We start from the raw sequence: 25,101 nt of genomic DNA on the forward strand, positions 1-25,101 counted from the left end.
GGGTCCCGTGACCCGGGAGCGGGCCGCCCGTCCTGGCGGCCCGCTCCCGGCGGCTCAGGAGCTGCGGAGTTCGAACGTGTAGAGCGAGTACCCGTAGGTGGTGCCCCGGGTGACGCCCTGCATCCGGACGTAGCGGGTCGAGGTCGGGGTGAAGGTGACGTCGTCCACGCCGCCGTTCTCCCCGCGCCGGGTCGCCACCGTCGTCCAGGAGGTGCCGTTGGCGGAGACCTGGATGTCGTAGTCCTTGCCGTAGGCGGCCTCCCAGGTCAGGACGGCCCGGCCGACGGTCTTCGCCGAACCCAGGTCGATCTGGAGCCACTCGCCGTTGGTGTAGGCGCTGGACCAGCGGGTCGCCGGGTCGCCGTCGTTGGCCTTGGGGGCCGTGAAGTTCGCCGTCTCGTTGGAGGACGAGGTGGCCGTGCCGCTGCGGGCGAGGTCCGTGGACGCCGCCGCGAGCACCTCGAACCGGAACAGCGAGTACCCGAACGTCGTGCCCCGGGCGAGGCCCTGCATCCGGACGTGCCGGGCGTTCACCGGGGTGAGGGTGATGGTGTCCACGCCCGCCGTGGTGCGGCCCCGGCGTTGGGAGACGGTCGTCCAGCTCGCGCCGTCGGCGGAGACCTGGATGTCGTAGTCCTTGCCGTAGGCGCCCTCCCAGTCCAGGACGACGCCGCCGACCGACTTCGTGGCGCCGAGGTCGACCTGGATCCACTGGTTGTCGCTGTAGGTGCTCGCCCAGCGGGTCCCTTGTTCGCCGTCGGTGGCGAAGACCGGGGCGAGGCCGGCGGTCTCCTGGGAGGACGCGGTCGTGGGGCGGTTGAGCGCCAGGTCGTTGGGGTTGACGACGGGCCTGATGTAGGCGACGCCGGGGCCCATGCCCACCGCGGCGACCCGGCTGGTGAACGCCGCGTAGTCGGTGCCGGACTTCGTGCCGGACCACTCCTTCTGGGCGAGGGTCGCGAAGGTCGGCTTGATGAGGCCGTGGACGTACAGCTCGGTGTACACCTTGCGTACCTGGTCGTTCCACAGTGCCGGCATGGCGCCCTTCAGCCGGGCGTGTTGGGCCGGCACCGTCTGGTTGCCGAACACGTTGGGCTCCCAGGAGGAGTAGAGCCACGGGCCGTCGAGGCCGTTGGGGCGGTAGCCGCCGTAGGGCACGACGTAGAGGACGCCGTCGTTGGAGTTGATGACGTCGTAGCCGTCGGCGATGGCCGCCGGGCCGGAGTAGTAGCCGTTGTTCCAGCTGTTGACCGTCATGTCGCGGTCGTAGCCGTTGGCGTTGCCGGAGATCTCGGTGAACCCGCCCCAGATCCGGACCTGCTTGCCGAGGGAACGGATGTGCGCGGCCATCGTGTTGACATACGTCTTGTACAGGTCCGAGTTCCCGGGGTACTCGTCCGCGCCGATGTGCAGCGCCGGCCCCTTGAACCAGGGTGCGAACTCGGAGTACACGCTCTTCATGTACGTCGTGGTCGCGGGCTTGCTCAGGTCCAGGTTGTCGGAGTCGCCGTTGTTGAGGCCGAGTTCGGGGTGGGCCTTGACGAACGCGCGGGCGTGGCCGGGGGCGTCGATCTCGGGAACGAGGGTGATGGCGTGCGCGGCGGCCGTCGTCTCGAAGGAGTCCCAGTCCGCCCGGGTGTAGGAGCCGTCGGTGGCGGCGAGGCCGGCGAAGTCGGGGTTGGTGCTCTTGAGCCGGAACGCCGAGTACGCGGACGACCAGTCGGTGCCGGGCGGCCGCAGGCTGTCGATCTCGTTGTCGTTGAGGTGCAGCTGGAACGTGTTCAGCTTCAGCCAGCCCATCCACCTGATGTACGAGTGGATGAACTCGGGCGTGAAGTACTTGCGGCCGACGTCGAGCATGAAGCCGCGGACCGCGTAGTTCGGGTAGTCCACGGCGGTGCCGAGCGGGACGGTGGTGCCCCGGACCAGGATCTGGAGCAGGGAACGGGTGCCGTAGTACAGGCCGGTGTCGGAGGCTCCCGTGATGGTCACGCTCGTGGCGGTGGTGGCCAGGCGGTAGGCCTCGGGCTTGAGGTTGGCCAGGACCGCGCCGTAGGAGGCGTTCGCGTCCACCCGCAGGGCGATGTCGCCCTGGACGGGGCTGCCGGTGGCGGTGGTCAGGCGGAGCGGGGTCAGCTCGGTGATCTCGGCGACCAGCTGGGTGGCGAGCTGGGTGAGGCGGGGGGACGCGCCCGCCGGTACCACGATGCGGCTTGAGGGACCGAGCTGGAGCGATCCGGCGCCGGCGGTCCACTCCTGCAACGCGGGAACGACGGCCGGGGCGGGGTTGTCCGCCGCGGCGGCGGGTGGCGCGGCGAGCGTGAGGGAGCCGACGACGGCCAGTGCGGCCACCGCCGCCCGGGCGTAGATGCTCGTTTTCATGAGGGGGCTCCTTGCTCGTCGGCGTCGGCCGGGTGAGGGTGTCCGGCCGAAGTCCGTGATCTCCTGGGTCGTGCTCCCCGTGGACCCGGTCGACGGTGACCGGGACGTGTTCTCCCGCCACCCGGCGCGGGCCGGGTGTCAGTGGTGCGGATATGGGTGGTGTCTAGTGGGCCGCTGTCATACGGCGACCCCAGGGGTGGTCGCGCCCGTCCTGGCTTCTGGGATGGTCACAGCCGGCTCGGCGCCGGGGGTCGCGGCCGTCTCGGTGCTGCCGGGCATCGTGAGCATCACGCCGAACTCCTGGCAGATCGCGTGCGCCGTCGCTCCGATCACGACACTGTGCTCCCCGAGGGTGGAGAACCGCAGCGTCACGGGCGCGAAGCCGGGCATCACCCGCAGCGCCAGGGCCTCGTTCGTCGCGCGGAGCAGCGCCGGACCGACCGGGTCGCCGACCAGCGGGCCGCCGACCACGAAGTCGGTGACGTCCAGGGTGGCGGCGAGCATCGACAGCAGCCGGGCCAGTTCCCGGGCGCCCCGGATGATCCGTTCCCGCAGCGCCCGGGCCTCGCCGTCGTCGGCCCCGGCGAGGAACCGGTCCACGACCGCCCCGGACGCGTCCCCGACCAGGGTCGGCAGGGTGGCCACCGTCTCCAGGCAGCCGATCAGGCCGCACCGGCAGCGCAGCGACGTACCGATGTCGAGGTGGCCGATCTCGCCGCTGCGGAACTCGCGGCCCTCGTAGAGCCGGCCGTCGAGGACGATGCCCGCGCCGATGCCGGTCCCGATCCAGATCAGGACCACGCTCACGCCCCACTGGGTGGACAGCGCCACCTCGGACAGCGCGACCGCGTTCGCGTCGTTGACCACATGGACCGGTACGTTCCCGCACCGCTCCGACAGCTCCCGGCCGAAGGGCAGCATGTGCCAGTTGTAGTTGACGGCCTCGCGGATCGTGCCGTCGGCCGTGACGATGCCGGGCACCGCCACCCCGATCGCCGTGATCGTGCCGCCGGCCGTGGTCAGCCGGTGCACCGCCGAGGCGGCCACCGCGATCGTGTCGTCGCCGGGGAAGTGCGGGATGGTCACGGTCTGCTCGGCCCGGCCGGTCAGGGTCAGCCGGCTGGCGGTGATCTGCCGGCGGCCCACGTGCACGCCGATGAACCGGTGGTGGTCGCGGTCCAGCTCCAGCAGCATCCGGGGCTTGCCACCCCGCGAACCGGCCAGTCCGGACTCGCGGACCAGGCGGCGCTCGATCAGGGACGCCACGATGTCGGACACCGTCGCGGCCGGCAGCCCCGTCTCCCGCACGATGTCGGTCCGGGCCACCTGACCGTCACCGACGGCGACGCTCTGCAACACGAGCACGTCGTTGCGGGCGCGCAGGGACCGCTTGGTCCCCTTCTGGGCCGACCGCAGCTGCGTCACCGGAGCGCACCCCACTTCGTTCGTTCACCGTTGTTACTGCCTCGAGGCCGAGACTATGACGGGATTCGATGCAACACAAGAGGTCCGGCCGTCCTGGATTTTGCAAGACCGGCCAGCGCGGACGACAGCGGACAAACGACAGGCCTCACTACCATCGGAATGTGAACGAAGGGCCGCGCGGCGCGCTGGGTAAGCTCCCGCCATGACCTCCCCCGACGAACCCGCCGGCCTGCGCGTCGCCGTCCTCACCGCGATGCCCGAGGACGAACGCGGCGGCACGGCGTTGATCCTGCTGCACGGCTGGGGCGCCCCCGGCGACGACATGGTCGGACTCGGCCGGCTGCTGGCCCGCCCCGGGACCCGGGTGTTCGCCCCGGCCGGCCCGCTCCCCGAGTTCGGCGGCGGCCGGGCCTGGTGGCGGCTGGATCCCGACGAGCGCCCGGCCTGGGCCTGGGAGGACCGGGCGCCCGCCGACCATGTGCCCAACGCGCTGGTCACGGCCGCGCGGGAGGCCGTGCTCGGGCTGCTGGCGACCGTCCGGGACCGGTACGCGCCCGACACCGTGGTCGTCGCCGGCTTCTCCCAGGGCGCGATGCTCGCCCTCGACGTGGCCCTGCGGGCCGAGGCCGGGGTCGACCGGGTGGCCGCCCTGTCCGGGGTGCTCCTCGCCGACTCCCTCGCCGGGCTGCACGCCCCCGGCCCGCGCCGCCCCCGGGTGCTCGTCGCGCACGGCCGGTCCGACGCGCAGGTGCCGTTCCCGGGCGGCGAACAGGCCAGGGACCTGCTGGACAGGTACGGCTACGACGTGACGTGGCGGCCCTTCGACGGCGGCCACGACATCCCGCCGGAGATCGTGGCCGCCCTCGACACGTTCGTCTTCGCCGACCCGGAGCTACCTCACGAGTAGCAGTTCGGGCGGTCCCGGGTGAGCAGCAGCGGCCCGTTCAGCCCGGGCGGCGTCGTGGTGACCTCGACCCGGACATAGGTGTTCCCGTTGGCGTCGTGCTCGCCCTGGGTGATGTTCACGGCGCTCACGGCGTTGTAGTCGAGCTGCCCGGACAGCGTCAGGTGCTCCGTCCTGTCGATCCCGGTGTACGTCCCGTTCTCCGTCGCCATCCCCCGGTACCGGACGTGCAGCACGATCGGGTTCTGGTTCGGCGGCTCGACGTGGATGTTCGCACCGATCCGCAGCTGGGCGCCGCAGTTCCAGTCGATCGCGCCGTCGTAGAACAGCGCCACCGGCGAGGTCGGCGGCACGATCCCGGTGGGGCTGACCGGCGGGGTCGGCGGCGCGGTCTTCGTCGGGGTCGGCCCCGGGGACGGCGACGCGGTGCCGGTGGCCGAGGGCGAGGGCGTGGCCGACGGCAGGACGCCCGACACCCCCGGCGACGGCAGCGTGCCCGGCTCGACGACCGTGGAGCCCCCGGAGACCGGATCCGCCGAGGACGGGCCGCCGGGCCCCGCGAGCGCGTACCCGAACGCGGCCAGCGCCAGGACGGTCACCGCCAACGACGAGGCGGTGACGAGTTTCGCGGTCCGGCCGAGCCCGAGGAACGTCTTGGCCGCCACGACCCCCTTGGCCGCCGCGCCGCTCTGCACGGCCCCGACCCCGAGCGGCAGCAGCAGGGCCAGCAGGGCGACGCGTTCGGCGAGCTGCCGGCGGCCCCGGGTCTCCCAGTCGGGCCCGTAGCCGGCGCTGGCGGCCCAGTCCAGCTCCGCGACGAACGCCGCCGCGTCGCTCGGCCGGTCCTGCGCGCGCTTGGCCAGCCCGCGCCGGACGAGTTCCCGGACCGGCCCGGGCAGCTCCCCGACCGGGATGTCGGCGTGCTCGTGCTGGTACCGGGCCCCGTCCAGGGTCTCCGCCGGGTACGGCTTCCCGCCGGTCACGCACTCGAAGAACGTGGCGGTCGCCGCGTAGATGTCGGTGCGCGGACTGGCCGGCTCCCCCCGCCACTGCTCGGGCGCCATGTACGCGGGCGTCCCGGCCAGGATGCCGGTGCTCCCGGTCCGCGCCGAGATCCCGAAGTCGGCGAGCTTGCTCTCCCCCCGCGTCGTGACCAGCACGTTCTCCGGCTTGTAGTCGCGGTGCACCACCCCGGCGACGTGCGCGGCGGCCAGCCCCAGCAGGGAACCCTTGAGCACGTGCAGCGCCGCCTCGGGGCTGGTCGCCCCGTGCTCGCGGAGCAGGGCACGCAGCGGCACGCCGTCGACGAGTTCCATCACGATCGCGGCGGCGGCGTCGGTCTCCACGTACTCGAACAGCCGCACGATGTTCGGCGCGCTCAACTCGGCGAGCAGCCGCGCCTCGGCCCGGAACCCGGCGAGCAGCTCCGGCGTCCGGCACAACTCGTCCGCGAGGTACTTGATCGCGACCTTGGTCCCGGTTTCGGTGTGCTCGGCGAGCACCACCCGACCGGCCCCGCCCCGACCCAGTTCCCGGACCTCGTCGTAACCGGGAACCGTCCACATCGGCTGACTCATGGGCAGAGCCTAGAGAGCCGCCGGTCGATCCGGCATCCGTCGGGGTACGGAGGTTTCCCCGGACCCCGACTACGTACAGCTATCTGACCCGGGGCGAGGTCCCGGCCTGTGAGCTGCGCCAGGAGGCGAATTCCCCCGGAATCACCGCAACTAACGAGGCCGAAAGTCACCGTCAGTCATCAACGTCCCACCGGATGTCAGGCCGGGAGCATCCGCCACTGCTGGCTGCTGTCCCCCGTATCCGTCTGCTGCACCACCGCCGCGGAGTCCGCCGTCGAGGACCCGGCCACCCCCACCACCTTCCCGCTCTTCACACTGACCACCTTCACGTACCCGCCGCCGGCGTCCACGAGCCGCCACCGCTGGTTGGTGGCCCCGGTCGCCGTCCACTGGATGATCGTCGCCCCGTCGGCCGTGGACCCGCCGTTCACGTCGGCGAGCAGCCCCGAACTGACGCTCGTCACCGTGTACTCCCCGCCGCCGACGTCCGCGAACCGCCACCGCTGGTTCACGGCACCGTGCTGGGTGTACTGGATCAGGGCCGTCCCCGCCGTCTGCGAGGCCCCGGGTACGTCGATCGCCTTGCCGCTGCGCCGGTTGACGAGCACGAAGTCGCCGGAGAGCCGGGGCGGCGGGGTCACCGTGACCGAGCCGCCCGGCGCCAGGGTGACGTTCTGGGTCCAGGTGCCGTACCGGACGACGGTGGAGGTGCCGCCGACGCTGCGGATGGTGGCCGAGGTGGCCTGGCCGGACGCCCAGGTCAGGTCCACGACGAATCCGCCCCTCGCGCCGATCCCGGTGACCCGGCCGGCCGCGGCCCAGCCGGAGGGCAGCGCGGGCAGCAGTTCGATCAGGCCGGGGCGGGAGTACAGCAGGGTCTCGATCATGGCCGTGGGGGTGCCGAGGTTCGCGTCGATCTGGAAGGTGGCCCGGTTGCCGAAGCTGTACATGTCGAGGAAGTTGCGGGCCGTGCCGTTGCCGAAGTTCACCGAGGGCCTCATGGCGGTGAGGATCAGCTGGTACGCGCGGGACGCGTCCTTCAGCCGGGCCCAGCACAGGGCGCGCCAGGCGACTGCCCAGCCGTAGGAGTCCATGCCGCGGGCGGTGAGCAGGTTGCGTACCCCCGTGATCAGGGGTGTGGGGCTGTTGTCGACCGTGATCCGGTCGCCGGGGAACAGGCCGACGAGGGGCGAGAGGTGCCGGTGGGTGGTCTCGCCGAGGTTGGCCGGGGTCATCCACTCCTCGAGCCAGCCGGTCGAGGGGCTGACGACGGGCAGGTAGAGCTTGGCCTGCAGGCCCGCGACGGTCTGCGCGAAGGCCGCGTCGCGTCCCAGGGCCGAGGCCGCCGCCTGGTACTGCGCGAACAGCGCCCACACCAGTTCCTGCGCGTAGGTGATGCCCTTGGCGTTCGTCGGCCCGTGTTCCGGGGACCAGTCGTTGTCGGCGATCAGGACCTTGCCGGTGCCGCCCGCCGGGTCGTCGACGAGGAGCAGCCGCGACTCCCAGAACTGGCAGGCGCCCTTGAGCAGCGGATAGATCTTCGCCAGGTACGCCTGGTCCAGGGTGTACTCGTAGTGTTCCCACAGCGAGTTGCACAGCCACGCGTTGCCGGCCGGGTGCCACCACCAGCCCATGCCGCCGTAGATGTTGGTGGAGATGGCCGTGGTCCAGCCCGCGATCCGGCCGGTGGAGTTGCGGAAACCGTTGCGGGGGTCGTTGAACAGGGCCTGGGTCTGGGTGGTCCACGAGGACAGCTGGGAGACGCAGTAGTCGGCGAACGCGGTGAAGTTGCCGCCGAGGCCGGCCCGGTCGGCGAGCCAGTAGTTCATCTGGACGTTGATGTCGGTGTGGTAGTCGGCCATCCAGTCCGGGTTGTTCCGGTCCAGCCACAGGCCCTGGAGGTTCATCGGGACGCTGGTCCGCGAGCCGGTGATCGTCAGGTACCGGCCGAACTGCAGGTAGCTGGCCTCCAGCTCCGGGTCCGACGGGGCGCCCGGCACGGCCCGGTCGGTGAGCCGCGCCCAGGTGTCCTTGGCCCTCTGCGCGGCGGTGGAGGTGCCCAGATCGACACCCATCGTCTGGTACTGCGCCTGGTAGTCGGCCACGTGTCTGGTCAGCAGGGTCGCGCCCCCGGCGGTGGCGGCGGCGGTGGCCCGGGTGCCCGCGACCGCCTTCGGGTCCACGGCCGGGTCCTGGAAGCTCTTCGCCGGGTCGGGCACGTAGTTGGTGCCGCCGCTCAGGACGATCAGGACCTCGGTGCAGCCGGTGAACGTGACGTTCGCGCCGTTGACGGCGACCGTGCCGCCGGTGCCGACCACCTTGGCCACGGCACCGTACTTCAGGCCGTTGGCCAGGGTCGCCCCGAACGAGGCGGTGCCGGCGTTCGCGGTGGTGGTCTCGCCGTGGGTGCCGTTCAGGGTCAGGGTGCCGGTGTGGCCGCCGCCGCCGCTCTGGGTGAGCCGGACGACGAGCACGTTGTCGGGGTGGCTCGCGTACACCTCGCGGCGGTAGGTGACGTTCTGGTACGTGTACGCCGTGGTGACCAGGCCGTTGCTGAGATCCAGGCGGCGGCGGTAACCGGTGACGGCGGACATGGGGTGGGCGGGCAGCGCCAGGTACACCTTCGCGAGCAGGGTGTTGGACCCGAAGTCGTTCACGCCGTACGGGAACTGGCCGTCGCCCTGGAGGGTCGCGTTCAGGCCGCCCGTCCACAGGGTGGCGTCGGCGAGGTAGAGGAAGTCGCGGGCGGGGTCGCCGCCGACCAGGGCGCCGATCCGGCCGTTCCCCACGGGCAGGCCCTCGGAGATGATGGCGCTCTCGACGGCCGGGGCCGGGTACCACAGCTCGGTCGCGGTCGCCTCGGGAACCAGGGCGGAGGCGGCCGGGGCGGCGGCGTGCGCCGTGGCCGGCAGCACCCCGCTCAGGGCGAGGGCCGCGCCCGCCGCGCCGGACGTCCGGAGGACCGCGCGGCGGCTGGGGCCGCGGTCCGTCCCGTAGTCGTTGTCCGCCATCTCGCCACGCTCCTGTCGACGTCCGAATCAGTGCCGCTGAACGTAGGCAGTGATCGGATGAATGTCAATGGATCACGAGGTGGACGTCGATGTAACGCCGAGATCAGCGCGTGTCATCCGATGACTAGTTTTCCCAGCTAGGAGGCTGCGTTCGATTCGGGACCCGTGACGAACAGGTTTCAACAATATGGCACTCGAATGAACACGCTGTGCGCGAGTCCGCAGGATGGGTGCGCGTTCGCGCACGCGGCGCGCGGACGAAGGCCCGGGCCGGCGGCCCTAGTCCCACTCCCAGCGCAGCCCCACCAGCCCCGGCGCGATGTCCCGGTCCACCAGGTGCGCCCCGTGCGCGGCCCCCACCCACACCTCGCGGACCCCCTGGTCGGGCGCGTTCTCCCGCCGCCGGCTGTACCGGAAACACCGGGCCGGCAACGCCTCCGGGTCGAACTGCACCTGGAGCAGGTAGTCGCCCGCCTCGGCCGGGAAGGCGCGGTGGTAGTGGTCGGAGACGGCGCCGGGACCGAACCGCAGCTCGTACTCGATGGCCGCCGTGTCGCCGGTGCCCAGTACCCGGTCGAAGATCAGTTCGGCGACGAGGAACTCCCCGTCGGGGTCGGTGCGGGACCGGCCGATCCGGCAGTTGCGGACCGGGTGCACCGTCGGCAGCCCGCCCTCGCCCTCGTCGTTGTGGTAGACGAACACGCTGCGGGACACCTTGTCGGCCGTGGCGCGCACGACCGCGCGGGTGGCGAGGGTGACCGCGCCGCGGTCGGGGCCGATCACGAACAGGTCGTGCATGCTCACCCGGTGCAGGATGTTGTGCACGGGGGTGTTGATGGCCGCCAGCAGCTCCCCCAGGCTCTCGGAGTCCGACCAGACCTCGGCCATCTCCATCGTGCCCGGCGGGTGGTCCAGCCAGCGGCCGCGCGGGCGGCGGGGGCCGAGCTGGGCGGTGAGCGCGTCCGCCGGCAGGCCCAGGATGCCTTCCAGCGCCCCCACGGCGCGGAGCGAGGCGGGACGCTCGGGGCGGCTGCGGCCCCGGCGCCAGTAGGCCAGCGTGGTCTGGCTGACCATGATCCCCTGGCCGGCGAGCCGGGTCTGGATCTCCTCCATCCGCAGGCCACTGGCCTCGATGGCCAGGTGCAGCGCGGCGGAGAACGGCCCGGTCCGCAGGACATGCGCCAGTTCCCTGCCGATGATCTGCTCCCGCATAGCAGGAGTATCCACCCCGGGTCACGGATTGTTAAGGGTTGATCCAGTAGGTGGTCGGAACCGGCGGCACGGCCGGCGCGCTGACCACGCGCCGGCCGTGTCCTCCCGGAGGGGGCTTTCTACGAGGCGGAGATGGTCACGTCGTCGACGACGAAGCTGGTCTGCAGGTTGGAGTCCTCGACGCCGTTGAACTTCAGCGTCACGGTCTGGCCGGCGAACTGCTTCACGTCGAACACCTTCTCGGCGTACCCGGCCGCCTTGTTCAGGTTGGAGTAGGTCGCGACCGTGGTGCTACCCAGCGTGACGGTCAGCTTGTCGTAGGCCACGTTCTCGGTCTCGGCCGTGTCGATGTGCAGCCAGAACCGCAGCGTCACCGTCGCGCAGCCCGAGGGGATGGTCACCGACTGGGACGCGTAGTCGGTGTGGCTGCCGCCCTGGCCGCCGAGCCACGCGTACCGGCTGCCGCCGTGCGCCGCCTGCTGCGACCAGCTGCCGATGACGTTGGCGTTCGCCGTCCACGGCGTGCTGCCGCTCTCGAAGCCGGTGTTGCCGACGACCTGGGTCGCCGTGCAGCCGCCCGAGCCGCCGATGGTCCACGTGAACGACGCGTTCCCGGTCTTGTTGGCCGAGTCGGTGACGGTCACGGTCACGTTGTTGCTGCCCTGGGTCGTCGGCGAGCCCGTGATCTTGCCGGTGCTCGACCCGATCGACAGGCCGGCGGGCAGACCCGAGGCGCTCCAGGTGTACGGCGAGGTGCCGCCGGACGCCTGCAGCTGGAGGTTCGCCGTGCCGCCGACGGCCGTGGACTGGTTGCCCGGGTTCGTCACCGACGGGTCGGTCGGGGTGCCGCCGCCGATGAAGGCGGTGTAGAGCAGCACGTTCGGCGAGCCGGAGTTGATGCCGGTGAGCTTGCCCGTGCTGCCGTTGTTGACGAGCGCGTCGCGGACCTGCTGCGGGGTGGCGTTCGGGTTCGCGCCCAGGTACAGGGCGACCGCGCCGGCCGTGTGCGGGGACGCCATGGACGTACCCGTCATGGTCGCGGTTCCGGTGTTGCTGCTGTACGAGGCCGAGATGATCCCCGTACCCGGCGCCCAGATGTCCAGGCAGGACCCGTAGTTGGACTGCCCGGTCCCCGTGTACCGCGCGTCACCGCTGGTGCTGTTGCCGACCGTGATGGCCGCCGGCACCTTCTGCGGGCTGAAGTAGCACGAGTCGTCGTTGTTGTTGCCCGCCGCCTGCACGAACTGCACCCCGGACGCGATCAGCGCCTTCACGGCGTTGTCCAGCGAGTCGCTGCTGCACCGGCTGCCGCAGCCGACGCTGTAGTTGGCGACGGCCGGCTTGACCGCGTTGCTCTTGATCCAGTTCATGCCGGCCAGGATCTGGTCGTCCTCGCCGTTGCCCTGACAGTTCAGGATCCGGACGGACACGACGTTGGCCTTCTTGGCGACCCCGTAGGTGGTGCCCACGGCGGTGCCGGCGACGTGCGTGCCGTGCCCGTGGCAGTCGGCCGGGTTGGAGTCGTTGTCGATGAAGTCGTAGCCCTGCTTGACCCGGCCGGTGAACTCGGAGTGGTTCGGGTTGAGGCCGGAGTCCAGCACGTACACGGTGACGCCCTGACCCGGGTTCGACGGGTACGTGTAGGACTTGCTCAGCGGCAGGTCCCGCTGGTCGATCCGGTCGTCGCCCCAGTTCGGCGGGTTGTTCTGAGTGTCGGCGATCCCCATCGTCTGGACCTGCTCGACATAGGCGACCGAGGGGTCCGCCGCCAGCCGGCGCGCCTGGGACTCGGTCATCCGGGCCGAGTACCCGCCGAGCACCTGGTCGTAGACGTACCCGACGGAGCCGCCGAACTTGCTCGTCAGCCCGTCCGCGCGCGACCGGACGGCCGCGGCGGTCGCCACGCCCGCCGGGGCGTCCTTCAACGCGACGATGTACTTGCCCGACACCGCCGTCGGCGCGCCCGCGTTGCGGATGACGCCCTCGGCGGCCTGGGCTGCGGGCCCCGCCACGGCCACGAAACCGATCGTGACGGATGCCGCGACGAGCACACCCGCTGTTCTGTTCCTCATGCCTGGTTCTCCTCTGAGGGGTGGGTCGTACCAGGCAAGCAGGGTAGGAACGGCCGGTCCGCGCGCGACAGGTCGGACAGGACTTCGGCGGAACTGCTGTTCCAAAACTGTTTTTTGACAGAAACTTTCGAGGGGGCGCGGGGCGGGTTCGACCGGTTCGCACCGGATGTCGACCCGCAAGACCATTTTCCGGGTACCGGTGCCCGGCGGTTTCGTCGCGTGGTCAGATCTTGCGGTAGCGGGCCTGGGCCAGGCCGAACACCCCGTACGCGGCGAGGCCGGCGGCGACGAGGCCGAGCAGCAGCGTGCCGTGCCGCTGGGCGGCCAGGGTCCGCAGCGCCTCGTCCAGGCCCCGGGACTTCGCCGCGTCGAAGGTGACCGCGGCCGCGACGACCAGCGCGCCGACGATCGCGTAGGCCAGGCCCTTCGCCGAGTAGCCGATCCGCGCGGACCACGTGACCCAGGTGGGTGTACGCGACAGGTGCTTGGCGTAACGGTCGCTCAGCCCGTACCAGACGAGGGCGCCCGCGCCGACCACGACCGCGACGCCCAGCAGGCCCACCAGCCACTGCCCGCCCGGGTTGGACAGGACCTTCGCGGTCAGGGTCTGCTGCTGGTCGGCCTTCGACCCGCCCTGGCCGAACACCAGCTTGCCGGCGCTGAGGGCCAGCGCCCCGTAGATGACGGCCCGGCCGACGGCGGCGATCCGGCCCCACGGCTTGTGGTCGCCGACGGTCGCCTCCAGCCCCTGCCAGACGACCAGCGCGAAAAACCCGAGAGCGACGGCGACCAGCGCCGCGACCCCCAACGGGTGCTCCGCGATCGTGGCCAACGCCCCGGACTGGTCACCCTCCTTGTCGGGCCGGCCCAGGGCGATCTGGGCGGCGAGGAAGGCGACGAGGAGGTGGGTGACGCCCCAGCCGACGAGCCCGGCGCGGGCCCAGAACTCGAGGGTGTCGCTGTCGGCGGCCTGGCGTGCGGGGTTACGGGGGGACATGGAGAGTGGTTGCCCGTTCCGGGCCGTCGCCAAACCGTGGGTCAGTTGGCCCACCAGATCGCGGCGTTGAGCGCGGTGGCGAACGTGACCCACGCCCAGTAGGGCAGGAGCAGCGCGGCGGCGGGGCGCGACACGGCCCGGAACAGGAGGATCGTCGCGCCGATCGCGCACCACATCGCCACGATGACGATCAGCGCCAGGCCGTACCGGCCGAGGCCGAAGAAGACCGGGGTCCACAGCGCGTTCAGGACGAGCTGGGTGCCGAACAGTGCCATCGCGGAGCCGGTGAGCCCCGTGCGCCGCCACACCAGCCAGCCGGCGACGGCGATCATCACGTACAGCACCGTCCAGACCGGGCCGAACAGCCAGGCCGGGGGCGCCCAGGACGGGCGGTCCAGGGTGGCGTAGTCCTCCGCCGCGGTACCCACGCCCAGCGCGCCGACCGCCGCGGCGGCGGCCACCACGACCCCGAAGACCGCGAGGCCCAGCCAGCGGGCGAGTTCCGTGCGGGGCCGGGCGAGCACAGAATGGTTCATCCCGGACACCTACCCTTCCCGCGTACCCCTGAAACGGTTCTTCCGTCGGTCTTCGCGTCGCGTGTCGGGGCCGAAAAGTTCCCGGCGGACCCCGTGGGCCACGTCACCCACCGGCAGGGAACTGGACCGGGGCGCCCGCCGACTGAAGGGGCAGCGTCCGTGTTCCCCTCGCCCCGCTGGAGTCCGCCGTGTCCACTGCCCTCTCCCCGACCGCTCCCCCGGACCAGGCCGACGGGCCGGTGGCGCCGGTGTGGTCGGTCCTCCCCCTGCTCCGCCGCCTGCACTTCTACGCCGGCGTCCTGGTGGCCCCGTTCCTGCTGGTCGCGGCCCTGTCCGGCCTGCTGTACGCGTTCACCCCGCAGATCGACGACCTCGTCTACGGCGACGTGCTCACCGCGTCCAGCACCACGGGCGGCACCCGCCCCCTCGCCGACCAGGTCGCCGCCGCCCAGGCCGCGCTCCCCGCCGGCACCGTCACGGGCGTCCTGCCGGCCGAGGGCGACGCCACCACCCGGGTCGTGTTCGCCCTGCCCGGCCTCGACGAGGACCACCGGCGGACGGTGTTCGTGAACCCGCACACCGCCACCGTGCAGGGCCAGCTGACCACCTGGTTCGGCTCCACCCCGGTCACCACCTGGCTCGACGGCCTGCACCGCCACCTGCAACTCGGCGAACCCGGCCGGCTCTACTCCGAACTCGCCGCCAGCTGGCTGTGGGTGATCGCCCTCGGCGGCCTGGTGCTGTGGCTGTCCCGGCAGCGGACCGCGCGCCGCCGGGCCCGCGCCGTACTCCTGCCGGAGCGGGGCGCCCGCGGGGTACGCGGCACCCGGTCCTGGCACGCGAGCATCGGCGTTTGGGTCCTGGTCGGGGCACTGGGCCTGTCGGCGACGGGCCTGACCTGGTCCACCTACGCCGGCGAGAACTTCGGCGCGGCCCTGGAGACCCTGCGCGCGACCGCCACCCCCCTGGACACCGGCCTGCCCGGCGGCCCCGGGGCCTCCTCCTCGGCCGGCCACGAGGGCCACGGCGCGGCCGGCGCTCCCTCCACCGTGGATCCGGCGACCTTCGACAAGGTGTACGCCGCCGCCCGGTCCGCCGGCCTCGACGGCCCCCTCGAACTGGGCGTGGCCGCCGGACCGGGCACCGCGTGGACGGCGACCCAGGTCGACAACACCTGGCCGGTCCGCCGCGACCAGGCCGCCGTGGACCCGGCGACGGGCACGGTCACCGCGCAGGCGCGCTTCTCCGACCGCCCGTTCCTCGCGAAACTGTCCACCCTGGGGATCCAGGCACACATGGGCCGCCTGTTCGGCCTGGCCAACCAGATCGCGCTCGCCCTCCTGGCGGTCGGCATCGCGACCCTGATCGTCCTCGGTTACCGGATGTGGTGGCGCCGCCGCCCGACCCGCTCGGACCGCCGGGCTCCGCTGGGTGCACCGCCGGCCCGGGGCGGTTGGCGGCACTTGCCGCTGTGGGTGCTGATCCCCGGTCCGCTGGTGGTCGTCGCGATCGGCTGGGCGATTCCGCTCCTCGGCCTGAGCCTGCTGGCGTTCGTCGTCCTGGACCTGCTGTTCGCCCTGGCCCGCCGCCGCCGAACCGCGCAGGCGCTCCGGGCCTGAGTGGGCAGCTCCCCGCCCACGGGCTGGAACACCACGCCCGAACGATCCGTTCGCTGTGGGAACCGCCGACAGGGAGCGCCCTACAAGAAGCATCCGGGACCGGGAGGTCCGGCGACGACTTCACACGTGTGCGTTTCGGATCCGGGACCGGTGCCCGGGACGTCGGGATCGGGGCGACCTCCGATCCCGGCGGCCCGGGCATCTCCACGTCCCGGGGCACCGCTGCGCCCCCGGGCGGCTCCACGTCCCGGGCCGCCGGTGCCTACCCCTGGGCGTACAGGTCGTTGATGTAGAGGACCCAGTCGGTGCCGTAGCGGTAGGGGTCCGGCTCGTAGGCGCAGTAGTACTGGTTCGACCACGACTGGGCGCGGTAGTTCTCCCCCGCCCAGAAGCAGTGACCGTCGGTCGGGTGGTAGCTGTACGCCGACCACGGTTCGGGCCAGCTGATGGCGGCGCTACGGCCGGACTGCGTTGCCGGGGCGGGTGCGGCCGTGGCCGGGGTGGCTCCCGGGATCACCAGGGCGGCGGTGACGGCGGCCAGGGCGAGAACACGTTTGAGCATGATGCACGCTCCACTGTAGAGGGATGCCCGAAGGCTCCCACACCCTCCATCCCCGGGTACACCACCCACTCCACTACTGACACTTTCCTGACTTCACCAACCGTCGCCACGTCAGTCGAGGTATCCGCCGATCCGGATCGAACTCCCGAACGGTGGGACTCTCCCTGAATCTGATCTGCCAGCAGTACCCGGAGCAGCGGTGGAGAACCCTGGTCGAGAGCGGCTCCGAGATTCGGTGCCTGTTCCTCGACCCGGCGGGTGACGCGATCAAGCAGCGCGAGGGCGAGGAGGGATACGGTCCCGGGCACCTGTCGGGACTCACCGAACTCAACATCCAGACCTTGAAACGCGTCCGGTCGAGAATGCCCAAGGACGCACAGAAGCGAATGATCATCGGTACGTATGACGAGACGATTCGCTTCAACATCTTCACGGTGGACGACTCTCTCTGCGTGATGCAGCCGTATCTGCCGGCGTCCAGAGGGGTCGACTCTCCGACATTCGTGCTGCGTCGCGGTGGCGGCGGTGACGGCCTGTTCGCTACGTTCGATCAGGTGATGACCTCCCTGTGGGAACGAGGCAGCCTGTCATGAGCGAGTTCGCGCCGCTCCTCACGACAGCCCTCGACGCGGTCGCCCTCGCGAGTGACCTGATCCGCGACCACGAACCGGAGAAACTCACCGCCAAGGGTGACCGGGACTTCGCCTCCGATGTCGACTTCGCGGTGGAGCGCGCCGTCCGGTCGTATCTGACGGACAAGACCCCGGACATCGGGTTTCTCGGCGAGGAGGACGGGCTGACCGCGGCGACCGGAGAGCTGCTGTGGGCGCTGGACCCGATCGACGGGACCGTCAACTTCGTCCAGGGCATGCCCCTGTGCGCGGTCTCGCTCGGGCTGGTCCACCGGAAACGCACCGTCCTCGGGGTCATCGAGCTCCCCTTCCTCGGTGCTCGTTACCACGCTGTCGAGGGCGCCGGCGCCTACTGCGGTACCCGTCGAATGCGGGTCCGGGACGTCGCGGACCTCGACGGTGCGGTGATCGCCATGGGTGACTTCGCGGTCGGGACCGGAGCGGCCGAGAAGAACGCGCTGCGTTTCGCGCTGACCGAGGACCTCGCACAGCGGGCACTGAGGTTGAGAATGCTGGGCACCGCCGCGACGGACCTGGCCTGGCTCGCCGACGGCAAGGTGCACGCCTCGGTCACGATGTCCAACAAGCCGTGGGACACGTCCGCCGGGGTGGTCATCGCGCGCGAGGCGGGGGCCGTCGTGGTCGATCGGGACGGCTCCCCGCACACCTTCGACTCCGAGGCCACGATCGCGGGTGCTCCCGGCATCGTCGGGCAACTGGTGGACGCGATCCGGCGCGCGGAAGCCCACGTCCGCGGGGCCTGAGAAAGCAGGTCCACATGGCCAGAGTCGACTACTACGACGACCCGGCGGCCCCCTCCGCCAACTCGCTGCGACCGGCGGCGTCGGCCGTCGTCGTGGACGCCGCCGGACGAATCCTGCTACACCGACGAGTGGACAACAACCTCTGGGCGCTGCCCGGAGGGGTGATGGAGATCGGCGAGACCATCGAGGAGACGGCCCAGCGCGAGGTGCTGGAGGAAACCGGCCTCACCATCGAGTGCGACTACGTGATCGCGGTGTACTCCGACCCTCGCCACGTCTTCTCCTACGACGACGGGGAGGTGCGCCAGGAGTTCTCGGTCTGCGTCGCCGCGCACGTCACCGGCGGGACTCTCCAGGTGAGCGAAGAGTCGACTGAGCTGTCCTTCTGCACATTCGAAGAGGTGGCCGGACTCCCGATGCACGAACGCATCCGAGCCCGCGTCGAGGACTTCCGCAACGGAATCCGGGCAGCGCTCCGCTAGGGGGTGCCCGGGTGCAGGAGGGGGGACAGGGTCAGGGCCAGGTGCAGGCGGAGGCGGTCCTGGCCGCGTTCCAGGTCCGTGCCGGTGATCTGCTGGATCCGACCCAGGCGGTGGTACAGGGTCTGGCGGTGGATGCCGAGCGCCGCCGCGCTGCGTTGCACGTTGCCCGCCTCGTCCAGGTAGGTGGTGGCGGTCGCGAGGAGTACCGGGTCGCCGTGGTCGAGGAGGCGGCGGGCCGCGTCGTCGAGGACCGCGTGGCGGAGAGCCCGGGGCGGGCCGCAGGCGAGGAGGCGGTAGATGCCCAGGTCGGGCCAGCTGGCCACCGGGCGGAGCGCGGGGACCTCGGCGCTGGCCCGGAGCGCCAGGCGGGCCTCGCGCCAGCTCTCGCGGGCGTGCACCAGGTCGGGGCGGGGGGCACCGAGGCCGGCGACGGCGTGCGGGCGGAGGTCGGGTGGGAGCTGTTCGGCGTAGAGGGTGAGGGCCTGGCGGGCCAGGGCGTGGGCGGGGCGGAGGTCGGCGGCGTCGGCCAGGGGCGCGAGCAGGGTGAGGTGGTCGTGGTCGGTGGCCGCCAGGACGGACTGGGGCAACCGCCAGAGATTGATGGGTACGGCGTGGGCCGCCGGTTCCGGAACGGTGCGGAGCACGAGGGCGACGACGGGTACGTCCCGGTCCAGGACGCCCAGTTCGACGATCTCCTCGGCGGCGGCCTCGGCGGTGCCCGGGTCGGGTGAGAGCAGGTCCTGGAGGCGGTCGGACATCCGTTCCTTCGCGCGGGCCTGCTGGGCCATGATGGCGCCGGCCCGGGCGGCGCTGTGCATGGCCGCGCCGAGGACGGCGTCGTCGAGGTCGTGGCGTTCGTCGAGCAGCCACAGGTAGCCGTAGGTGACGCCGTTCCAGCGGGCGGGCAGGCAGACCCGGGCGAGCAGGTCGCGGGCCGGGTCGGCCGGGGTGCGGACGGGGACGTCGCTGGTGGCGATGCCGAACCGTTCGAAGAACTCGCGGACCTCGGGGGCGGACCGGCGGTCGAGGATCGAGCGCTGCCGGACCGCGTCGATGCCGCCGGACTGGGAGCCGAACGCCACGAGCTGGAAGTCGCGGTCCTCCAGGGTCACGGGCGCGGACAGCAGCCGGGACACCCGGTCGACGATGTCCTGCAGGTCAGGCCTCATGAGCCCGATTCTCGCACGCGAGCGCTGAGCATTCGTACCGGAAAAAGGCTTGGAGCTTGTGACGTTTGTCTGTTGAGTGCGGCCGGTGGGGCGCATAGGTTCTCCGTCACCGCCCCGTTGCGGCCCCCTCAGGAGGTCTGACCGTGTTCTCGCAACCCTTGTTGATCGCGTCCCGCAGCGCGCGCATGCGCCGGGCGGTCACCGGCACGCCCGCCCTGCGCCGGCTCGCCGACCGCTTCGTCGCCGGGGAGTCCCTCGACCAGGCCGTCAGCGCGACCACGGGGCTCGTCGACCGGGGGCTGACGGTCACCATCGACCACCTCGGCGAGGACACCCTCGACGCGGAGGACGCCGCCGCCACCCGCGACGCCTACCTCGCGCTGCTCGCCCGGCTCACCGACCTCGGGCTGCCCGCCCAGGTCGAGGTGTCCGTCAAGCTGTCCGCCCTCGGGCAGAAGCTCGCCACCGACGCGGCCCAGGTCACCCTGGAGAACGCCGTCGCGATCTGCGAGGCAGCCCAGCGGGCCGGCACCACGGTCACCGTCGACATGGAGGACCACACCACGGTCGACGCCACGCTCGGCACGGTGCGGGACCTGCGCGAGGAGTTCCCCTGGGTGGGGGCCGTGCTCCAGTCCTGCCTGCGGCGTACCGAGGCCGACTGCGCGGACCTGGCCACCGCCGGTTCGCGGGTCCGCCTGGTCAAGGGCGCGTACGCCGAGCCCGCCACGGTCGCGTACGCGGCCAAGCGGGACGTGGACCTCGCGTACGCGCGGTGCATGCGGATCCTGATGAACTCCAAGGCGTACCCGATGATCGCCACCCACGACCTGCGCATGGTCGACATCGCCGAACGGCTCGGCGAGGAGCTCGGCCGCGAACCGGGCAGCTACGAGTTCCAGATGCTCTACGGCATCCGCGCCACCGAGCAGCGCGCGCTCGCCGCCCGGGGCCACGTCGTCCGGGTGTACCTGCCCTACGGCGAGGACTGGTACGGCTACTTCATGCGCCGGCTCGCCGAGCGGCCCGCGAACCTGGCGTTCTTCGCGCGCTCGCTGTTCAGCCGCTGACCACCTGGGCCCCGCCCACTCCTTGGCGGGCGAGGGCGGGGTCCAGGGTTCTTACTGCCCGGCGGGCCGGCCGGGAGCGGGGCGGCGGATCCTGACCGGGTCCGCCGACCCGGACCTCACCTAATTCGGTGGCCGGGACCGTCGACGACCCGCTCCGAGCGGCCGCCACCACGCGACAGCGCTATCGTCGGCTTCGGCCTTCCCGCTGTCCGAGACGAGGCACGTTGAGCGCTGAGCGCGACGAACCGACCGAGATGAGTACGTGGCGGATCGAACGCCTGAAGGCTCGCGCCGCCGAGGTCCAGGGCAACGAACTGGAAGGGGTCCGGCTCATCGCACAATGGCACGCCTGTCATTCCGATGAGCCTCGAGAGGCCCGCCTGCAGTGGGCCGCCCTGTCCCTGGAGGCGAACAGGCGGGGTCAGGGCGACGGCCCGTGGGAGCGGGCCAGGGTGCTGCGCGTGGACTTCACGCTCCGCACCTGGATCATCGAGAATCTCGGCCCCGGTCCCGAGTCGGCCTACGACCCTGAGGTCCTCGCCGCCGACACACTCGTGGCACTCACCCACGAGCCCGCACAGGCCGTGGCCCTCGCCGCCGACTGGCGCAGCCTTCCGATCGAGCAGATCGGCGACCTTCGCCGTCACAAGAACCTCACGGCCCACGTTGACCGACTCGTTGTCCACCTGCGGCCGGGGCCGACCATGGATCTGCTCCTGACGTGGATCGAGGCCAGGAAACAGCTGCCCTGATGTCGAAAGGCGCGGCGCGAGCCCACCTCAACCGGCCGTGAGGCGGTGCAGGAGGGCGGCCGCGTCCGGGGACAGCTGGTGGCCGGCGGCCAGGCACTCCGCCGCGTGGGCCGCGAGCAGCTCCGCCAGCCCCGCGTCCGCGCGCCGCTCCAGGTCGTGCACCACGGCCAGCGGGACCCCGGTCCGCACGCAGGTCAGCACCGCCCCGCGCCAGGCCCCGTCGTCGAGGTGCGCGGAGTACGGGCCCATCGCGGCGGCCAGGAGGCGGGGGTCGCTGCTGCGGACGGCGTCGTGCAGGACCGGGACCGCCGATGGGCCGAGGTCCAGCATGGGCAGGGCGCGCAGGACGGCGAGCTTCTCGGTCGGGTCGCCGAACTGGTAGAGCTGCTCCACCACCTCGGTGAGGCGGGTGCCGCACAGCGGGAGGACGGACAGCAGCAGGACCCGGGCCGCCACGTCCGCGGTCCAGCCGGGGGCCGCCGGGAGGGCGACCTGGCCGCAGCGGCGCCGGGCGACCGAGTAGTAGCCGACGACGGTGGCGGGTTCGACGGTGACCCGGATGAGCGCGCCGACCAGCCAGTCGCGGTCGGGTACGGCGACGAGCGCGGCGCGCAGCCGGTCCGGGGTCATGCGGGTCCTCCTCAGCGTGCCGTCGGGGTCGATATCATCGATCCTGCTCGCTGAATGCCGCGTCGAACGCGCCGGTCGGCGGGTCGAAGCTCATCCGGCGGACGAAGGCCAGGGCCTCGGGTGCGCCGGCCAGGCGGTCCATGCCGGCGTCCTCCCACTCGATGGAGACGGGGCCGGCGTACCCGATGTGGTTGAGGGCTCTGAAGCAGTCCTCCCAGGGGACGTCGCCGCGGCCGGTGGACACGAAGTCCCAGCCGCGTCGCGGGTCGCCCCAGCCCAGGTGCGAGGAGAGTCGGCCCCGGCGGCCGTCGCGGGCCCGCATCCGGGTGTCCTTGCAGTCCACGTGGTAGATCCGGTCGGCGAAGTCGAGGATGAACGCGACCGGGTCGAGGTCCTGCCAGATCATGTGCGACGGGTCCCAGTTGAGGCCGAAGGCGGGGCGGTTCCCGATCGCGTCGAGGGTGCGGCGGGTGGTCCAGTAGTCGTAGGCGATCTCGCCCGGGTGCACCTCGTGCGCGAACCGGACGCCCACCTCGTCGAACACGTCGAGGACGGGGTGCCAGCGGGCGGCGAAGTCGGCGTACCCGGCGTCGAGGGTGGACTCCGGCACCGGGGGGAACATCGCGAGCAGGTGCCAGATCGGGGAGCCGGTGAAGCCGACGACGGTGTCCACGCCGAGGAGCGCGGCGGCGCGGGCGGTGTCCTTCATCCGGTCGGCGGCGCGGCGGCGGACGCCCTCGGGGTTCCCGTCGCCCCAGACGGCGGCCGGCAGGATCGCGCGGTGCCGGTCGTCTATCGGGTGGTCGCAGACGGCCTGGCCGACGAGGTGGTTGGACAGGGCGTAGGTGGTGAGGCCGTGTCGGGCCAGGATCGCGCGCCGGTCCTTGACGTAGGTGTCGTCGGACAGGGCGCGGGCGACGTCGAAGTGGTCGCCCCAGCAGGCGATCTCCAGGCCGTCGTAGCCCCAGGAGGCGGCCAGGCGGCAGACCTCCTCGAACGGGAGGTCCGCCCACTGGCCGGTGAACAGGGTGATCGGTCGGGTCATGTCGGGTCTCACGATCTGTGGTCGGGGCGGGTGGCCGAGGACGGAGGGGCCGCCCGGGCCGGAAACGGGGCCCGGGCGGTCGGGAAAGGCCGGGTGGGCGGAGGGGCCGCCCACCCGGGGCCGGTCAGGGCAGGGTCCACCTCTGGTTCGGTCCGGCGTGACAATCCCAGATCAACAGGGGGGTACCGTCCGCCGAGCCGCCGCCCGACGCGTCCAGGCAGCGCCCCGACTGGGGGTTGCGGAGCGTGCCGTCGGCCTGGGCGGCCCAGTTCTGGGCGCCGGTCCCGTTGCAGGTCCACAGTTGCGCCCGGGTGCCGTTGGCGGTCCCGCCCCCGGCGACGTCGAGGCATTTGCCCAGCGCGCGCAGGGTCGTACCGGCGACGGTCCAGGTCTGGCCCGCGGAGCCGTTGCAGCCGTACAGCTGGAGCTTGGTCCCGTCGGCCGTCGCGCCGCCCGTGACGTCGACGCACCTGCCGGCCACGCCCTTGACGGGTCCGACCCGCGCCGAGGAGGTGACCAGGGTGAAGTCGTCCACGTCGAAGGACGAGCCGGTGAACGCGAGGTACACCGTGTGCCGGCCGGAGGGCACACCCGTCAGCGGGGTACTGACGTCGGCGTAGTTCTCCCAGCCGCCGGTGACCGGCACCGCCACGGTCCCGAGCAGCGGGCCGGTCGGGGAGTCGGCGCGGATCTGGAGGCCCCCGGTGGAGCCGACGCCCGCGACCCGCGCGGTGAAGGCGGTGACCCCGGTGAGGTCGAGGTCGTTGTAGGCGGCCCAGTCCCCCGGGGCGACGTCGCCGAGTACCGCGCCGCCGTGTGCCGCGTGCGGGTAGAGCTTCGGCCCGTCGGTGTTCGCGGCGGAGGCGTACTCGGCCTGGGTCGGGTAGGTGCCCGTCTCCCGGAGCCGGATGTTGCGGAAGGACGCGTCGTCGCCCGTGCCGTGGTTCTGCAGGCCGATGTGGCCCTGTTGCAGCGACCGGGCCGGGTCGGTGTTGGTGAAGTCGTTGATGAGCACCCCGTTGAGGAGTACCCGGAGCCGTTCGCCCTCGACCAGGAGCTCGTAGGTGTTCCACTCCCCCGGCGGGTTGAGCGCCCCGTCGCGGGCGGCCAGGTCGGCGGACTGGAAGCCGTAGACGGCGCCGGTGGTGCGGTCGGGGGTGTCGGTGGCGTCGATCTGGATCTCGTAGCCGTTGTTCACGGCCGACCACGGGTCGCTGCTGGCCGGGAAGCCGACGAAGACCCCGGAGTTGTCGTCGCCGGCGAGCCGCCAGTCGAGCTTGAGGGAGTAGGAGCGCAGTTCCCTGGCGGAGTACCACAGCAGGCCCAGGCCGTCGTGCGAGGTGAGCGTGCCGTTGGCGTTCGTGAAGCCGCCCGGCCCGGCCTGGGACCAGCCGGTGGTGGAGCCGTTGTACAGCGGGGTGTAGCCGGTCTCGGGGCGGCAGTCGGCCTTCGTGCGGCCGGCGGCGTACCTCAGGCCACCGAGGAGTTCGGCGCGGAAGGCCGGTTCGGCGTAGGAGGCGATGGTGTGGCCCTGGCCCGTGTAGAAGGACCGGCCGCCCTGGTACCGCTTGCACCACACGTGCGGGTGGTCGGTCCCCATCGTGCCGCCGCTGTAGCTGGACTCGGTGAGGGTGGCCAGGACGTGGGCGTCGCCGCGCGGGTTGAGCCGGTAGTTGTACCACTCGTCGTACCGGGACCAGGTGGGGTCGAGGTGCGCGGTGGCGGCGTGCGCGCGGTCCTCGACGGCGGCGGTGGCCTGGGACTGGGCGGGGTGCGAGGTGAAGTACGCGCCGACGAGTTCGCCGTAGAACGGCCAGCCGTACTCGGTGTCGGCCGCCGCGTGCACGCCGACGTAGCCGCCGCCGGCCCGGATGTAGGACTCGAACGCGGACTGCTGGGTGGCGTTGAGGACGTCGCCGGTGGTGCTGAGGAACACGACGGCCTGGTACTGGGCCAGGTTGGTCGGGGTGAAGGTGCTGGCGTCCTCGGTCGCGGTGACGGTGAAGTCGTTGGTGGCGCCCAGGTCGCGGAAAGCCTGGATGCCGGCGGGGATGGAGTCGTGCCGGAAGCTGGCCGTCTTGGAGAAGACGAGGACCTTGTAGGGGGTGTCGGCGGCCTGGGCCGCGTGGGCCGGCGGGAGGGCCACGGGGCCGCCGGAGGAAGCGGTGGCGGTGGGGCCGGTGACCATGGCCAGGGCCAGGGCGGTCACCGCCAGGGACCGGGTGAGCAGGATTCTCATGGCTGGTGCCTCTCGGAGCGC

General features: G+C 72.0%; 20 protein-coding genes. 7 read left to right on the forward strand and 13 right to left on the reverse strand.

The annotated features are described in order from the left end of the window. Positions 1-54: 54 nt before the first annotated feature. Both PT931_RS08890 and PT931_RS08895 read right to left on the reverse strand, forming a co-directional pair. Positions 55-2,382: a discoidin domain-containing protein gene (locus tag PT931_RS08890; protein ID WP_456245211.1), complete on the reverse strand. Its 2,328-nt coding sequence runs from the start codon at positions 2,380-2,382 to the stop codon at positions 55-57. Between the two features lie 177 nt (positions 2,383-2,559). Next, positions 2,560-3,807: an ROK family protein gene (locus PT931_RS08895; protein ID WP_456245212.1), complete on the reverse strand. Its 1,248-nt coding sequence runs from the start codon at positions 3,805-3,807 to the stop codon at positions 2,560-2,562. Positions 3,808-4,009: 202 nt separating this feature from the next. Between PT931_RS08895 and PT931_RS08900 the strand changes: the two genes are divergently transcribed. Next, positions 4,010-4,714 carry an alpha/beta hydrolase gene (locus PT931_RS08900; protein WP_456245213.1) on the forward strand — a complete coding sequence of 235 codons (705 nt, stop codon included), beginning with the start codon at positions 4,010-4,012 and terminating at the stop codon, positions 4,712-4,714. Here PT931_RS08900 and PT931_RS08905 read toward each other — a convergent pair. The 6 genes from PT931_RS08905 to PT931_RS08930 form a co-directional block, all read right to left on the reverse strand. Further along, a complete protein-coding gene (locus PT931_RS08905; protein WP_456245214.1) occupies positions 4,705-6,288 on the reverse strand; it encodes a serine/threonine-protein kinase in 1,584 nt (527 codons plus the stop codon). The genes PT931_RS08900 and PT931_RS08905 overlap by 10 nt on opposite strands. Before the next feature lie 197 nt (positions 6,289-6,485). Then, the gene (locus PT931_RS08910; RefSeq protein WP_456245215.1) at positions 6,486-9,299 is read right to left on the reverse strand and encodes a glycosyl hydrolase family 95 catalytic domain-containing protein; all 2,814 of its coding nucleotides are present in this window, start codon (positions 9,297-9,299) and stop codon (positions 6,486-6,488) included. Between the two features lie 279 nt (positions 9,300-9,578). Continuing rightward, a complete protein-coding gene (locus PT931_RS08915; RefSeq protein WP_456245216.1) occupies positions 9,579-10,511 on the reverse strand; it encodes a hypothetical protein in 933 nt (310 codons plus the stop codon). Positions 10,512-10,630: 119 nt separating this feature from the next. After that, the gene (locus PT931_RS08920; protein ID WP_456245217.1) at positions 10,631-12,583 is read right to left on the reverse strand and encodes a S8 family serine peptidase; all 1,953 of its coding nucleotides are present in this window, start codon (positions 12,581-12,583) and stop codon (positions 10,631-10,633) included. Positions 12,584-12,806: 223 nt separating this feature from the next. After that, positions 12,807-13,580 (reverse strand): DUF1206 domain-containing protein, encoded by a 774-nt coding sequence (locus PT931_RS08925; protein ID WP_456245218.1) that lies wholly within the window; start codon positions 13,578-13,580, stop codon positions 12,807-12,809. A 41-nt stretch (positions 13,581-13,621) separates the two neighbouring features. After that, on the reverse strand, positions 13,622-14,116 hold the full coding sequence (locus tag PT931_RS08930; RefSeq protein WP_456245219.1) for a TspO/MBR family protein: 495 nt from the start codon (positions 14,114-14,116) through the stop codon (positions 13,622-13,624). A gap of 188 nt (positions 14,117-14,304) precedes the next feature. Here PT931_RS08930 and PT931_RS08935 point away from each other — a divergent pair, with 188 nt between their 5' ends. Beyond that, entirely contained in the window at positions 14,305-15,735 is a 1,431-nt protein-coding gene (locus PT931_RS08935) for a PepSY-associated TM helix domain-containing protein (protein ID WP_456245220.1), read from the forward strand. Positions 15,736-15,997: 262 nt separating this feature from the next. Here PT931_RS08935 and PT931_RS08940 read toward each other — a convergent pair whose 3' ends face one another. After that, positions 15,998-16,297, reverse strand: coding sequence for a hypothetical protein (locus PT931_RS08940; RefSeq protein WP_456245221.1), 300 nt, complete (start codon positions 16,295-16,297; stop codon positions 15,998-16,000). 152 nt (positions 16,298-16,449) lie between these two features. On the opposite strand from PT931_RS08940, the gene PT931_RS08945 reads away from it, so the two are divergent. The 3 genes from PT931_RS08945 to PT931_RS08955 are packed head-to-tail and all read left to right on the forward strand — an operon-like array spanning position 16,450 to position 18,175. After that, a complete protein-coding gene (locus PT931_RS08945) occupies positions 16,450-16,890 on the forward strand; it encodes a DUF5919 domain-containing protein (protein ID WP_456245222.1) in 441 nt (146 codons plus the stop codon). Beyond that, positions 16,887-17,693, forward strand: coding sequence for an inositol monophosphatase family protein (locus tag PT931_RS08950; RefSeq protein ID WP_456245223.1), 807 nt, complete (start codon positions 16,887-16,889; stop codon positions 17,691-17,693). The genes PT931_RS08945 and PT931_RS08950 overlap by 4 nt, the downstream gene beginning before the upstream one ends. A gap of 14 nt (positions 17,694-17,707) precedes the next feature. After that, entirely contained in the window at positions 17,708-18,175 is a 468-nt protein-coding gene (locus PT931_RS08955; RefSeq protein WP_456245224.1) for an NUDIX domain-containing protein, read from the forward strand. On the opposite strand, the gene PT931_RS08960 is transcribed toward PT931_RS08955, so the two are convergent. Continuing rightward, positions 18,172-19,344: a PucR family transcriptional regulator gene (locus tag PT931_RS08960; protein ID WP_456245225.1), complete on the reverse strand. Its 1,173-nt coding sequence runs from the start codon at positions 19,342-19,344 to the stop codon at positions 18,172-18,174. The two genes, PT931_RS08955 and PT931_RS08960, sit on opposite strands and share 4 nt — an antisense overlap. Positions 19,345-19,487: 143 nt before the next feature. Between PT931_RS08960 and PT931_RS08965 the strand changes: the two genes are divergently transcribed. Together PT931_RS08965 and PT931_RS08970 are read left to right on the forward strand one after the other, a co-directional pair. Further along, on the forward strand, positions 19,488-20,414 hold the full coding sequence (locus PT931_RS08965) for a proline dehydrogenase family protein (protein WP_456245226.1): 927 nt from the start codon (positions 19,488-19,490) through the stop codon (positions 20,412-20,414). A 224-nt stretch (positions 20,415-20,638) separates the two neighbouring features. After that, a complete protein-coding gene (locus tag PT931_RS08970) occupies positions 20,639-21,166 on the forward strand; it encodes a hypothetical protein (protein ID WP_456245227.1) in 528 nt (175 codons plus the stop codon). 27 nt (positions 21,167-21,193) lie between these two features. On the opposite strand, the gene PT931_RS08975 is transcribed toward PT931_RS08970, so the two are convergent. From PT931_RS08975 to PT931_RS08985, 3 genes are all read right to left on the reverse strand, one after another. After that, complete coding sequence (locus tag PT931_RS08975; RefSeq protein WP_456245228.1) at positions 21,194-21,796, reverse strand: EboA domain-containing protein; 603 nt, start codon at positions 21,794-21,796, stop codon at positions 21,194-21,196. A 34-nt stretch (positions 21,797-21,830) separates the two neighbouring features. Next, positions 21,831-22,841: a sugar phosphate isomerase/epimerase family protein gene (locus tag PT931_RS08980; protein ID WP_456245229.1), complete on the reverse strand. Its 1,011-nt coding sequence runs from the start codon at positions 22,839-22,841 to the stop codon at positions 21,831-21,833. A gap of 124 nt (positions 22,842-22,965) precedes the next feature. Next, positions 22,966-25,080, reverse strand: a complete 2,115-nt coding sequence (locus PT931_RS08985; RefSeq protein ID WP_456245230.1) for a ThuA domain-containing protein — start codon at positions 25,078-25,080, stop codon at positions 22,966-22,968. Positions 25,081-25,101: the final 21 nt, after the last annotated feature.

Source organism: Longispora urticae, assembly GCF_053902585.1.